Below are 14,069 nucleotides of genomic sequence, written 5' to 3'. Positions count from 1 at the left end.
CCGGCAGTACGGCCGCCCGGTAAAAGGGCGTACGCGAAGCCGCCGGGTCGAAATTTCGCTATATCTGTTTGCGGAGCCGGGCGACGGGAATGCCCAGCATCTCGCGGTATTTGGCCACCGTGCGCCGGGCGATGCGGTAACCCTTGCCGTTGAGGATGTCCATCAGCGTCTCGTCCGTCAGCGGATGGCGCTTATCCTCGTCGTCGATACACTCCTGCAGGATATTCTTGATCTCGTAACTCGACACTTCCTCGCCGCTGTCGGTCTGCATCGCCTCCGAGAAGAGCGACTTCAGCAGGATGATGCCGAACTGCGTCTGCACGTACTTGCTGTTCACCACGCGCGAGATGGTCGACACATCCAGCCCCGTGCGGTCGGCGATGTCCTTGAGGATCATCGGCCGCAGTTTCGACTTGTCGCCGTCCTTGAAATATTCCTGCTGGTAGTCCAGAATGGTCTGCATCGTACGCATAAGCGTATCGTGGCGCTGCTTGATGGCCGAAATGAACCACTTGGCCGAGTCGATCTTGTTCTTCACGAACTGGATCGCCTCCTTGTCCTTCTCGCGGACAAGGCCGTCGGCACCTACCATTTCGCGGATCATGTCCATATAGCGGCGGTTGACGCGCACCTCGGGGACATTATACGAATTGAGCGACAGCTGGAAATGCCCGTCCTGATAGTCGAGGATGAAGTCGGGGATGATGTAGGGCGTCGTGTCGGTTCCGCCCTCGGCATAGAGGTTGCCGGGCTTGGGCGACAGGTGCCTGATCTCGGCGATGGCCTCGCGGAAATCGTCCTCGGAAACCTGCAGGCGCGACATCAGTTTTTCGTAATGCTTCTTGACGAACTCGTCGAAATAGGCAGTCAGTATCTTGCGCGCCAGCCGGCGGGGCCGCGAATTGATAGGGATCTGCGCCATTTGCAGCAACAGGCACTCCTGGAGATTGCGGGCGCCTATGCCGGCGGGTTCCAGTTCATGGATGATGCCGAGCAGTTTCTCCAGCTCCTCGGCCGAGGTCTCGATCCCGACCGTGAAGGCGATGTCGTCGGCCACGGACTCCAGGTCGCGGCGCAGGTAACCGTCCTCGTCGATGCTCCCGACCAGGTATACGGCCAGTTTCATCTCGCGCTCGGAAAGGTTGCGGAACCCCAGCTGCTCGATCAGGTACTCCTGCAACGAGCGGCCCTCGGTCAGGAAGACCGGGCGCTGCTTGTCGTCCTTCGAGTAGTTATTGATACGGCTTTTATAGGAAGGGGTGTCGTCTTCACGCAAATATTCGTCGACCGAAATCTGCTGGGGCTGTTCCTCGTCCTCGGCAGCACGATCCTCTTCCTCCAGCACGATATTGTCTTCGATCTCCTGTTTGATGCGCTGTTCGAGCTGCACGGTGGGCAACTCCAAGAGCTTGATCATCTGAATCTGCTGGGGCGAAAGCTTCTGCTGAAGCGACAGTACCTGTTTCTGATTAATAGCCATACTTTTTCCAAATTAAGAATTAAAGGATTCTGAATTTGGTTTCTTCTTCGGGGTTAATATACAACACAAACGGCCGCAACCGGAAAATCGTATGGGGAAGAGCGATTTCGGGGGTTCGCCGCACGGCCCGGACAGGTAAATATCCGGGTTATGCGCCGGTACGAAACAGCCTTCCCGGGCGGTTAAAATTCGGCGTTCTTCGGCGTGCGCGGGAAAGGCTGCACGTCACGGATGTTGGTCATGCCCGTCACGAAAAGCAGCAACCGGTCGAAGCCCAGGCCGAAGCCCGAGTGCGGGGCCGAACCCCAGCGGCGGGTATCGAGATACCACCAGAGTTCCCGTTCGTTCATACCGAGCTCCCGCACCCTTGCACGAAGCTTGCCATAATCGGCCTCGCGCTCCGAACCGCCGATGATTTCGCCGATTCCGGGGAATAATACGTCCATGGCGCGTACCGTCTTGCCGTCGTCGTTCTGCTTCATGTAGAAGGCCTTGATATCCTTGGGGTAGTTGATCAGGATGACCGGGCGCTTGAAATGCTCCTCCACGAGGTAACGCTCGTGCTCGGACTGCAGGTCGCACCCCCAGTCGCAGGGGAATTCGAACTTGCGGCCCGAAGCCTTCAGGATCTCTACGCCTTCGGTGTAGTCGAGGCGCTTGAAATCGTTGTGCAGCACGAAGTTCAAACGCTCCAGCAATCCCTTGTCCCACATCTTGTTCATGAACTCGAGGTCTTCGGCACAGTTGTCCAGCGCATATTGGATCAGATACTTGAGGAAATCCTCGGCCAGTTCCATGTTGTCCTCCAGTTCGTAGAAGGCAGCCTCGGGCTCGATCATCCAGAACTCCGACGCATGGCGCGGGGTGTTCGAGTTCTCGGCGCGGAACGTGGGGCCGAACGTATAGATACGTCCCAGCGAGAGGGCTCCCAGTTCGCCTTCGAGCTGGCCCGAGACGGTCAGGTTGCACGACTTGCCGAAGAAATCCTGCGCATAGTCGACCTTGCCCTCATCGGTCTTGGGGACATCGTTCAGGTCGAGGGTCGTCACCTGGAACATGGCGCCTGCGCCCTCGCAGTCCGAAGCCGTGATGAGCGGCGTATGGAAATAATAGAAGCCCTGTTTGTTGAAATACTCGTGGATGGCATACGCCATGGCGTGGCGTATGCGCAACACGGCACCGAAGGTATTGGTTCGCGGGCGCAGGTAGGCGATCTCGCGCAGGAACTCCAGCGAGTGCCCCTTCTTCTGGAGGGGATAGGTTTCGGGGTCGGCCGTGCCGTACACCTCGATCTTCGCGGCCTGCACCTCGACCCGCTGCCCCGACCCGAGCGATTCGACGAGCCGTCCGTCGACGCGGATGCAGGCACCCGTGGTAATAGGCTTGAGCTGCTCCTCGTCGAATTTCGAAAGGTCGACGACCACCTGTATGTTCGCAACGCACGATCCGTCGTTCAGGGCGATGAACGCCACGTTCTTGTTTCCGCGCTTGGTGCGCACCCATCCCTTGACGACAATGTCGGTGTCCACGACACCCGACTTCAGAATTTCTACGATTCTCTGCGTTTTCATATGATCAATTTTATCTATGCCTTTAACGGCTCTTTTTCGAACTTACAAAGATACCCATTATTTGCGATTTGGCAAAAAAAAAGTACCTTTGCCTAATCTATATTAAGAACACACGCATGAAACGTACGATACTGCTGACGGCGGCCATCCTCTGCGCCGCAGGCACCCGGGCGCAGGAGGCATACGACCTGCTGATCCCCGAGCCCGAAACCCCGGTAGCGCTCCGCCCCGTCGAAGGGGGCCGCATTTACCGCACGGAGGTCATTCCCTACGACAAGCGCCATGACGCCGATGCCCGCAACTTAGCGGGCGCCGACGCATATATGGCCTACACGCCCGAACCGTTCGCCGCATCGGGCGACGCGGTTGCCGTCGGGCAGGTGGTCGAAATACCCTACGTGTGGACGGACGGGGTCGTCTACCTGCATCTGGAAAACATAGGCACGGCCTACACCCTCACGGTCAACGACAGCAAGGTGGCCGAAGTCGAAGACCCTTCGACGCCCGCCGAATTCGCATTGACGCCCTACATCCGCGAAGGCAAGAACGCCATCGCGCTGACGCTGCGCCGCAGTGCCGCCGACCGGATCAACGCTGCCCCCGCTTCGCGCAAGGCGTTCGAGAACTGCTACCTTTACACGCAGACCAAACGTTCGATCCGCGATTTCGAGATCGCGCTCGTGCCCGACTCGACACGCAAATTCGGCGTGCTGGAGCTGGCGATCGTCGCGCAGAACGGGTTCAACTACGACGAACCCGTGACCGTAGGCTACGACATCTACTCGCCGCAGGGCAAGCTGCTCGAGTTCAACATGCAGGAGGTCATGATTCCCGGACGTTCGACCGACACCGTGCGCTTCACGCCCTTCATCTACGGCACCAACGCCAACAAGTGGGAGCCGGGCGCCAAGAACCCGCCGCTCTACAAGGTGATGCTCTTCACGCGCCGCGACGGGGCTTACCGCGAATACATGCCGCTGAAGATCGGCTTCGGCAAGACGGAGCTCGTCGACGGGCGCCTCACGCGCTTCGACAAGGAGCTGAAACTGGTCAAGGCCGGGTACAACGCCGCTGCCGACCGCAAGACGACCCTCGCGGAGCTGAAAACGCTCAAGGCCAAGGGCAACAACACGATATGCCCCGACTATCCGCAGCCGGGGTGGTTCTATGACCTGTGCGACGAGCTGGGGCTCTATGTCATCGACTGCGCCAACATCAACGCACCCGAAAAGCGTGACGACCGGAAGGTCGGCGGCACGCCGTCGAACGACCCGTCGCTGGCGGACGAATACCTCGAACGCGTGAAGGCGATGTACTACCGTTCGCGCAACCATTCGTGCGTCATCGCATTCGCGCTGGGCGGCGAATCGGGCAACGGATACAACATGTACAAAGCCTATGAGTGGCTCAAGTCGGTGGAGAAGTCGCGCCCGGTGATCTGTGCGGATGCCGACGGCGAGTGGAATTCGGATTTGTAGGCAATGACCGTCGAACTGATCGTCATAGGTAAAACCGATTCGAAGGAGGTCGCAGCGCTGGTCGAGATGTACGCCCGGCGTGTGAATTTTTACTGCAAGTTCGCGGTCACGGCCCTGCCCGACGTCCGAAACACCAGGAACCTCACGGTAAAACAACAGCGTACGGCCGAAGGCGAGGCCATCCTGCGCCAGACAACGGACGGCGACTACGTCGTACTGCTCGACGAGCGGGGCGAGGAGATGCGCTCGGTGGAATTCGCCTACTGGCTTCAGAAACGGATGAACAGCGGCGTGAAACGCCTGGTACTGGTGATCGGCGGCCCCTACGGATTCTCGGACGAGGTTTACAGGCGCGCCGATGCGAAACTGTCGCTCTCGCGCATGACCTTCTCGCACCAGATCGTGCGGGCGATCTTCGCCGAACAGATATACCGGGCCTTCACCATCCTCAACAACGAACCCTACCACCACGAATAGACCGATGCAGCAGCGCCCCGCCATAGCCGTCGTAGCCCCCAACGTCCTGATGGGCGTCGGGCTGAAAGCCATCCTGGAAAAGATCATCCCGATGGCCGACGTGGAGCTTTTCGGCGATTTCGAAACATTCGCGCAAGCAACCCCGGAACGGTTCTTCCACTTCTTCGTCGCGGCACAGCTGTTCGTCACGCACAGTTCGTATTTCCGCCCGCTGCGCCACAAGACGATCCTGCTTTGCAACGGGCAGCCGCAGCCGGCCTATGCGGACATGCACAGAATCGACGTCTGCACCAGCGAAGAGACCGTCGTACGCGATATCCTGCGTATGCACCGCGGGGCGCACCACCACGAACACGACATCGGGGGCGCCGCTTACCCCGCCGGCGTACAGCTCACGGGACGCGAGGCCGAGGTACTGGCCCTCATCGCCCGGGGCTATATGAACAAGGAGATCGCCGACCGCCTGCAAATCGGGCTGACGACGGTCATCTCCCACCGCCGCAACATCATGGAAAAGCTGGGCATTCGCTCGGTGGCCGGGCTGGCGATCTACGCCATGACGGCCGGATATGTCGCGGTCGACGAGCTCTGAACGCCTCCTCACAAATTAGGATTGCAGCTTCCGAAATAATTCCGTTACTTTGCAGCTGAATTAAACGTCTTATCGTGCACCGCAAACAACTGTTCATAGCACTCCTGCTGCTGCCGCTCCTGTCGGCTGCTGCGGGAAGGCATTCGTCTGCGCCACTCCCGGCAGCGGGAACCGCGGCGGGACATGCGGCCGCCGGAGAACGGACGCAGACCGGAGAAATCACTGCGGCCGCAAGGCTGAACGGGAACGGCGGACAGGCGGAAACGGAAGGGGGCACAGCAACCGGGGAGTTTGCGAAGGCAGGCGAGGCCGACCCCGCGGGCGTCGACACGGTGATCGTGGTGGACAAGGTACAGGTAACGGCCATCAAACAGGGCATGGTGCTGCGCTCGCAGCCCGTGGCGGCAGCCATCGTCGGCAGCCGCGCCATCGAACGGGGGCATGTCGACGCCCTGAAAAACCTCTCGCAGAACGTCCCCAACTTCTACGTCCCCGACTACGGGTCGCGCATGACCTCGTCGATCTACGTCCGCGGGCTCGGGGCGCGGATCGACCAGCCTGTCATGGGGCTCAACATCGACAACGTCCCGGTGCTGAATAAGGACAATTACGACATGGAGCTGGCCGACGCCGAGCGCATCGAAGTGCTGCGGGGGCCGCAGTCGACGCTCTACGGACGCAACACGATGGGCGGGGTCATCAACGTCTACACGCTCTCGCCGCTCGCGTACGAGGGTATCCGCCTGAGCGCCGAATACGGCAGCGGCGACAGCTACCGGTTCAGGGCTTCGTCCTATTACAGGATAAACCCCGACCTGGGCATGGCCGTAACGGGCTATTATACGCATACGGGCGGGTTCTTCGAGAACCTCGCAACAGGCGAGAAATGCGACTGGGAGCGGATGGGCGGCGGACGCTGGAAGGCGCAGTGGCGCAACCGTGCGGGGCTGCGGATCGACAATACGCTGTCTTTCTCGGTGCTCGAACAAGGCGGGTATCCCTATGCCTATGCCGGCGAAGAGATCGTGCACGACGGGCAGACGGTCATCCGCCCGGGCGAGATCCGCTACAACGACCCGTGCTCCTACCGCCGCACGACCCTCAGCGACGGGCTCACGGTACGCTACGACGCCGGCAGTTTCTCGGTGGCCTCGATCACCAGCTACCAGTATTCCGACGACGAGATGATCCTCGACCAGGACTTCCTGCCCCTTTCGTATTTCACGCTCAAACAGGCGCGTACGGAGCACACCCTCACCGAGGACATCGTATTCCGCTCGCACGAACGGGGGGCGTACCGCTGGCTGCTGGGCGCATTCGGATTCTACCGCCACGGCACGATGAACGCTCCGGTGCATTTCAAGCAGACCGGCATCGAGGAGCTGATCCTCAAGAACGCCAACGAACACGACCCGCAATACACCTACGACGCATGGGACAACGACGAGCTGCTGCTGGGCAGCCGCTTCCGCAACCCCTCGGCAGGCGGGGCGCTCTATCACGAATCGAACTACACGGCCGGGCGCTGGCGCTTCACCGCGGGCCTGCGCTTCGACTACGAACACACCCGCCTGCGCTACCGCAGCTCCACGCAGACCGGCTACACGGCGACCGACCGCGTGAGCGGCACGACGGGGCACTACCCCCTGTCGATCGACATCCGCAATACGCTCAAGCGGAATTTCACCGAAGTACTGCCGAAATTTTCGGTGCTCTATGCCTTCGACGAGATCCACAACCTCTACGTTTCGGTGGCCAAAGGGTACAAGGCCGGCGGGTTCAACACGCAGATGTTCTCCGACGTGCTCCAGCAGAAGATGATGAACGAAATGGGGTTCGGAACGGTATACGACGCGGATAAAGTCGTGAGCTACGAACCCGAATACAGTTGGAACTACGAATTGGGCGGGCACTTTTCGTGCATGGAAGGCGCCGTGCGGGGCGATTTCGCACTCTTCTACATCGACTGCCGCGACCAACAGCTCACAATCTTCCCCGAGGGGACGACCACCGGGCGCATGATGACCAATGCCGGACGCACGCGCAGTTTCGGCGGCGAGTTGTCGCTGCAGGTATCGCCGTGGCAGAACCTCGACATCAATGCGGCCTACGGATACACAAATGCCAAATTCGTCCGTTATAACGACGGGAAAACCGATTACAAGGGCAACTACCTGCCCTACGCGCCGCAACATACGCTGTCCGCAAATGGGGCGTGGACAATCCCCACGGGGGTGCAGTGGCTCGGAAATATCGTCCTGCAGGCCGGTGTCCGCTGCGCGGGGCGCATCTGGTGGAACGAGGAGAATTCGCTCTCGCAGCCCTTTTATGCGCTGGTCGAAGCCTCCCTGCGTTTCGAACAGAAACACTATTCGGTCGACATATGGGGACGCAACCTCGCGGACACGGGTTACAACGTATTTTATTTCAAGTCCATCGGCAACGAATTCGTACAGCGCGGACGTCCCAGGACATTCGGCATAACACTGAATATTAACCTATAACGACAATAAAACAATGAAAAAACTCCTTATCCTGCTCGCCCTCGCGGCCTGTGCGGCATGCAACACCGAAGACGACAACGATAACCGGCAGACGGCCACTTTCGGGGGCACGCTCACCATTACCAGCAACCAGACCCCGTCGGCGACACCCTTTGTGACAAACGACATAAGTTTCGAACTTACGGAAGACAACAGCGGCCTATTCAAGCTCACGATGTACAACGTGCGTTTCGCGCAGTCCATGCCGATGTCACTCAATATCGTTATCCCCGAACTGAAATACGAGGACTCGGACGGCGACGGCATCTACGAACTGACGAGCACGGCCGATCCGATCATCCCCTACATCGGCGGCAAACCGTATTACGACCCGCAAACCGGCAAGGGATTCGCAATCCCGATGTTCACCGGCAGGCTCGCCAACGGCGTCCTGGAGGTGATCTTCACCTGCCGCAACGCGCAGATTCCCGTGGGCGACGAGACACTCGACCACAAAGCCGTGTACAAGGGAACGATTCTTTTGTAACTTTGCACCGAAAAACGTAACGATATGAAGGCAGAATACAAACCATTCGTAGACGAGCTCATCGAGCTCTGCATCAAGGAGGACATCGGCGACGGCGACCACACGTCGCTCTCGTGCATCCCCTCCGACGAACACGGCCGCATGCGCCTGCTGTGCAAACAGGAAGGCATCATCGCCGGCATCGAGATCGCGCAGGTCGTATTCCACCGTCTCGACCCGGAGATGGAATTCGAGCAGGTACTCAGCGACGGCGACCGCGTGAAGCCCGGCGACGTGGCGTTCTACGTCTCGGGACGCCTGCGCTCGCTGCTGCAGGCCGAACGCATCATCCTCAACATCATGCAGCGCATGAGCGGCGTGGCTACGCAGACCGCCGTTTACGTCGACCGCCTCGCAGGGCTGCATACCCGGGTGCTCGACACGCGCAAGACCACGCCCGGCATGCGCGTGCTGGACAAGATGGCCGTGAAGATCGGCGGCGGCGAGAACCACCGCATGGGACTTTTCGACATGATCCTGCTGAAGGACAACCACATCGACTTTGCGGGCGGCATCCGCAAAGCCATCCACGGCGCCCGCGAGTACCTCCGGGCCAAGGACAAGGATATTCCCATCGAGTGCGAAGTGCGCTCACTGGAGGACATCGACGAGGTGTTCGCCGCGGGCGGCGTCGACCGCATCATGTTCGACAATTTCACGCCCGCAATGACCCGCGAGGCCGTGCAGAAAGTCGCAGGCCGCTGCGAGACCGAATCGAGCGGCGGCATCACGCTCTCGACGATGCGCGACTACGCCGAATGCGGCGTCGACTTCATCTCGGTCGGTGCCCTGACGCACCAGATCAAGTCGCTCGACATGTCGCTCAAGGCCTGCGAATAATCAGGACGCGCTGTCGTCACAGAATCGTCCGGACAACGGTTAATCCATGAAACGCCTGCTCCATACCCCGCTGGCCCTGTTGCTGCGGCGCATCGCACTGCTCTACGCGGTACTGATGCTCTGCCGCGTGGTTTTCTATCTCTACAACGCGCAGTTGCTGGGGACGATCGGCCGGGGTGAGTTGTGGCAGCTGCTCGCCGGGGCGCTCAAGTTCGACACGGCATCGGTCGTCTATGCCAACGGGATATTCGTCCTGCTGGCATTGCTGCCCCTGCATGTGCGCGAACGCGGCTGGTATCGCAAACTGATGTACTGGTACTACGTGGCGGTGAATGCCGTGCTGGTCGTGGCTGTCAACATGTCCGACTGCGTCTATTTCCGGTACACGCAGAAACGGTTCACCGCCGATGAAATCTTCTTTGCCGACAACAGCAATTCGGTGCAGCTCGTCGGTAAGTTCATGGCTGAAAACTGGTACCTGGTACTCGTCGCCGCAGCCCTCGTGGCGCTGCTGGCATGGGGTTACGGCCGCAAGGTGCGCGAGGAAAGCCTGCTGAGCCGCGGCTGGGCCTACTACGTCGGAAGTACGGTGATCTTCACCGCAGGCGCAGGGCTCTCGATCGCAGGTATGCGCGGCGGCATGACCCGCATGACACGGCCGATCACCCTTTCGAACGCCACCCTCTATACCGACGACAGCGGCAAGGCGAACCTCATCCTGAGCAACCCGTTCTGCATCCTGCGGACGATCGGCAGCGCGGGAAGCGTCAATTACAAAAAATATTTCACCCCCGAAGAGCTGCCGCAGCATTTCACGCCCGTACACCAGCCCGCGGACAGCGCGGCGGTGAACCTGACAGGGCGCAACGTCATGGTCTTCATCATGGAGAGCATGTCAGCCGAGCATTCGGCCTACCTGATGCCGGAGGTTTATGCCGGGCGGGAAACCAAGGGCTTCACGCCGTTCCTCGACTCGCTGATGCGCGGCGGCCTCTGTTTCAAACGCATGTATGCCAACGGCACGCGCTCGATACAGGCCATGCCCTCGGTGCTGGGCAGCATCCCTTCGTTCCGGACGCCGTTCGTACTGATGCCGCAATCGCTCGGTGAAAGCCGGCAGTTGCCGGCCATGCTCCGCGACCAGGGTTATTCGACGGCATTCTTCTGCGGCTCGGAATACGGCTCGATGGGATTCGGGGCTTACGCCCGCTCGGCAGGCGTCGAACGGCTCGTCAGCCGCGAGGACTACGAGGCGAAGTACGGCAAAGGCGATTTCGACGGGTACTGGGGCATTTGGGACGAACCGTTCCTGCAATTCACGGGCGAGGAGCTCTCCCAGATGCCGGAACCTTTCTTCGCCACGCTGTTCACCCTCTCGTCGCACCACCCCTTCGTCGTCCCGGCACAATACGAGGACAAACTCCCGGCGGGTTACACGAAACTGCACAAGGGCGTAGCCTATGTCGACAATGCCTTCCGGCTCTTCTTCGAGCGCTTCGGAAGCGAAGAATGGTTCCGCCGCACGATATTCGTATTCGTAGCCGACCATGTGTCCTCCGAAAAATTCACCGCCCAAACCCGCAGCTATCCGGGCAACTACCATATCATCGGCTTCATGTATACCCCCGACGGCGCCTTGCGGGGCGAGGTCAGCGAGGTCGTGCAGCAGCTCGACATCATGCCCACGCTCCTGGGGCTGCTGGGCAATACGGAGTCCTATTTCGCATTCGGCCGCGACGTGCTGAACGAACCGCAGCGACAGCAGTGGTCGGTGAGTTGGGACGGGGCGTTCCAGGCCGTGACGAACGACGGCACGATCCGCTTCGACGACGCGCAGGACAAACCGGAAGCGTCGGGCGCAGGGGACTCCCTCCTGCAGGATTTCCGCGCCCTTGTCCAGCAATACTATTCCCACGCAGAAAAAAAGAGTTACATCGTCCATGATTGAATTCAAACCCGTGCGCCTCGAGGATAAACAGACCATCGAGCGCTATACCATGCCTTCGGGCATCTACAACTGCGACCTCGCATTCGCCAACATGTATTGCTGGCAGGCGATGTACCACAGTGCCTGGGCCGTGATCGACGGCTTCCTGGTGATCCGCTTCCAGATCGGGGGCGGGGAGAAGATCGGGTACATGCAACCCGTCGGCGAAGGGGATTTCGCCCGGATCATCCCCGCCCTGCGCGAAGATGCCCATGCGCACGGACAGCGGCTGCGCATCATCGGGCTTACGGACGAGGGGCGCGAGATGGTTCGCAACATGCACGCCGGGCTGTTCGCGTTCGAATCCGACCGCGGGATGGAAGATTACGTTTACAACGCCGACGACCTGCGCAACCTCACGGGACGCAGGTACCAGCCCAAACGCAACCATATCAACCGTTTTATGGCGGAATACCCCGATTTCCGGTACGAGCAACTCACGCGCGAGCGGTTCGGGGAGTGCATGCAGCTCGAACGCGAATGGCGCCGGGCCCACGAAGGGCACACCTCGGAACTGTGCGCCGAACAGCGGGCCATGCAGCGGGCTTTCGAACATTTCGAAGAACTGGAAATGATCGGCGGCTGTATCTACGTAGGCGACAAACTGATCGCGTTCACATACGGTTCGGCGGTCAACGACCATACGTTCGACACGCATGTCGAGAAGGCGGACACCGACTACGACGGCGCCTTCACGATCATCAACAAACTCTTCGCACAGCACCTTCCCGCGCGTTTCACGATGATAAACCGCGAGGAAGACCTCGGGATCGACGGGTTGCGCCAGTCGAAGCTCTCCTACCACCCCGCCGTCATCCAGCACAAATATGCGGCCATCCACCTGCACCCGGACGAAATCGCCTGCAAGGAACTTTGGACGGCGGCATTCGGCGACGACGAACAATTCGTCGACTCGTTCCTGATGCGCTATTACAGCCGCCGCAGGATGCTGACGGCCGAATGCGAAGGGCGTACGGCGGCCATGCTCCACATGCTGCCGTTCGAGAGCGAGCTGGGACGGTCGACCTACATCTACGGCGTAGCGACAGCGCCCGAATTCCGCCGCAGGGGACTGGCCGGCAAGCTGATGCGCGAAGCGATGCGGCTCATCGGCGAGCAGGGCGACGAGGCGGCCTTCCTGATCCCGAGCGAGGAGTGGCTGCACGGGTTCTATGCAAAATACGGCTTCGAAGGCGCCGTCCCGGTGACATTCTCATCGCAAGACGGCTTCGATTTCGGGACGGGCGACGCCTCGAAAGACAGGGCCATGGTCTGGCGGCGAGCCCCCGGGGCTCCGCTGCCCGAGGCACTGTACTGCAACTACGCGAACAAGTAGCAGCCCCGCATATTCCGCCACAGCAGGAAGTGCGCTATCGTTCCCGCGATAAGAAAGCCGCAGACTTTACAGTCTGCGGCTTTCCATTTTGCATATCGTCACCCAAAGTCGTTAAGATATGGTTCCGCCGTCCACCTTGGTCGTAGTCCAGGGGACTTCTTTCACCGAAGAAATCACGGCCTCCTGACCGACAACCGTCAACGTAATTTCGTACTCCACGCCAGCCAGCAGCGACGGCATGGTATCGGCCTTAATGTTTGCTGTGAATTCTTTACCGTCGATCGTGCAGGTCACGGCAATGGTAGGCTGACCGGCCATAGGTACTACAAGCGCCTTTTCGCCGGCGGCCAGGGTAAGCGTCCCCGTCGCCGTTCCGACCGGATCCACCTTGCCGTCTACCATGTTAAGCGTGCCGGTCGCATAGATTCCACCGGTAATCTGTACCTGGGTGAGATTGGCAGCACCTGTGTATCCATTGCCGGCCGTTGCCAGAAATGAGAGTTTGGAATAGGCGTGCCCCATCTCAACGGCGACAGCTCCCGCATTGGCAGCATTGACAGACTGGTGCTGGTAGATCAAATCCTGTGCGGCCGCATCCTTTTGCGCCGTCAGCGTATATTCGGCACCACTGGCAGAAGTAGTCACGGCCAAAGCCGCAGGCGCCCATGCCACCAGCGTACCGCCCGTACGATCCACCAAAATAGGATCGCCCTCGACAGTCCATGCATCGGCACTATATTTCACCAGTTTCGTTGCAGCGGTAACGCCGGGAATAAAAACATTGAAATCGGCTGCGTACGGTTTCGCCTTGGCACGCGTAACAACATCGAGTGTCGTCACACCTACGAAATGTACAGGCGCGATTTCAGGCTGGGAGGGGTAACTTCGTCCTGTTTATCGCAAGAACAGAAAACGGCCGAAGCCATGGCTGCAGCGGCAGCGGCATAGTAAAAAAGTTTCATTTAGATAGTTTATTAAATTGTTATACATTTTTTGGACGGCCTGCAACCCGCTCAAACGAATTCAACCGACAGTCTCAATAATCCTCCTTACAGAACGAAATCATTTACATAACACATAATTGTTTACTTCGCAACACACAATTTCGCTCTTTAATGACATTCAAAGTTAAATAAAAACCATCACATTGTACTATATGAACCGTAGAAGCATACATAAAAAGCATTTTTGTATACCATATCGAGCTACTTAATATAGCTCGTGGGCGGATATGATCAC

The 14,069-nt window shown here is 59.4% G+C and carries 11 protein-coding genes; 8 read left to right on the top strand and 3 right to left on the bottom strand.

Going from position 1 to position 14,069, the window contains the following annotated elements:
* Positions 1 to 58: 58 nt before the first annotated feature.
* A complete protein-coding gene (gene rpoN, locus B3C38_RS05030; RefSeq protein ID WP_087401013.1) occupies positions 59 to 1,480 on the bottom strand; it encodes an RNA polymerase factor sigma-54 in 1,422 nt (473 codons plus the stop codon).
* A gap of 182 nt (positions 1,481 to 1,662) precedes the next feature.
* Positions 1,663 to 3,051 (bottom strand): asparagine--tRNA ligase, encoded by a 1,389-nt coding sequence (gene asnS, locus B3C38_RS05025; RefSeq protein WP_022332467.1) that lies wholly within the window; start codon positions 3,049 to 3,051, stop codon positions 1,663 to 1,665.
* Between the two features lie 116 nt (positions 3,052 to 3,167).
* On the opposite strand from asnS, the gene B3C38_RS05020 reads away from it, so the two are divergent.
* The 8 genes from B3C38_RS05020 to B3C38_RS04985 all read left to right on the top strand — a co-directional run bounded on the left by B3C38_RS05020 (position 3,168) and on the right by B3C38_RS04985 (position 12,830).
* Positions 3,168 to 4,529: a glycoside hydrolase family 2 TIM barrel-domain containing protein gene (locus B3C38_RS05020; RefSeq protein ID WP_286725945.1), complete on the top strand. Its 1,362-nt coding sequence runs from the start codon at positions 3,168 to 3,170 to the stop codon at positions 4,527 to 4,529.
* 3 nt (positions 4,530 to 4,532) lie between these two features.
* Complete coding sequence (gene rlmH, locus B3C38_RS05015) at positions 4,533 to 5,006, top strand: 23S rRNA (pseudouridine(1915)-N(3))-methyltransferase RlmH (RefSeq protein WP_055211372.1); 474 nt, start codon at positions 4,533 to 4,535, stop codon at positions 5,004 to 5,006.
* Positions 5,007 to 5,010: 4 nt separating this feature from the next.
* Positions 5,011 to 5,598 carry a helix-turn-helix transcriptional regulator gene (locus B3C38_RS05010; protein WP_286725942.1) on the top strand — a complete coding sequence of 196 codons (588 nt, stop codon included), beginning with the start codon at positions 5,011 to 5,013 and terminating at the stop codon, positions 5,596 to 5,598.
* Between the two features lie 74 nt (positions 5,599 to 5,672).
* Positions 5,673 to 8,102, top strand: a complete 2,430-nt coding sequence (locus B3C38_RS05005; RefSeq protein ID WP_414630901.1) for a TonB-dependent receptor — start codon at positions 5,673 to 5,675, stop codon at positions 8,100 to 8,102.
* 13 nt (positions 8,103 to 8,115) lie between these two features.
* Positions 8,116 to 8,628 (top strand): hypothetical protein, encoded by a 513-nt coding sequence (locus tag B3C38_RS05000; RefSeq protein WP_141417549.1) that lies wholly within the window; start codon positions 8,116 to 8,118, stop codon positions 8,626 to 8,628.
* 24 nt (positions 8,629 to 8,652) lie between these two features.
* Positions 8,653 to 9,507 (top strand): carboxylating nicotinate-nucleotide diphosphorylase, encoded by an 855-nt coding sequence (gene nadC, locus B3C38_RS04995; protein ID WP_286725940.1) that lies wholly within the window; start codon positions 8,653 to 8,655, stop codon positions 9,505 to 9,507.
* Between the two features lie 46 nt (positions 9,508 to 9,553).
* Complete coding sequence (locus tag B3C38_RS04990) at positions 9,554 to 11,455, top strand: LTA synthase family protein (protein ID WP_286725937.1); 1,902 nt, start codon at positions 9,554 to 9,556, stop codon at positions 11,453 to 11,455.
* On the top strand, positions 11,448 to 12,830 hold the full coding sequence (locus tag B3C38_RS04985; RefSeq protein WP_286725934.1) for a GNAT family N-acetyltransferase: 1,383 nt from the start codon (positions 11,448 to 11,450) through the stop codon (positions 12,828 to 12,830). Before B3C38_RS04990 ends, B3C38_RS04985 begins: the two co-directional genes overlap by 8 nt.
* A gap of 111 nt (positions 12,831 to 12,941) precedes the next feature.
* Here the strand turns inward: B3C38_RS04985 and B3C38_RS04980 are convergent, their stop codons facing one another.
* Positions 12,942 to 13,670 carry a fimbrillin family protein gene (locus B3C38_RS04980; protein WP_286725932.1) on the bottom strand — a complete coding sequence of 243 codons (729 nt, stop codon included), beginning with the start codon at positions 13,668 to 13,670 and terminating at the stop codon, positions 12,942 to 12,944.
* Positions 13,671 to 14,069 lie beyond the last annotated feature (399 nt).

This window comes from Alistipes sp. UBA1686 (assembly GCF_002320215.1).
GTDB lineage: Bacteria > Bacteroidota > Bacteroidia > Bacteroidales > Rikenellaceae > Alistipes > Alistipes onderdonkii.
The sequence above is the reverse complement of the archived record's forward strand: the minus strand, read 5'-3'. Positions and strand labels throughout refer to the sequence as shown.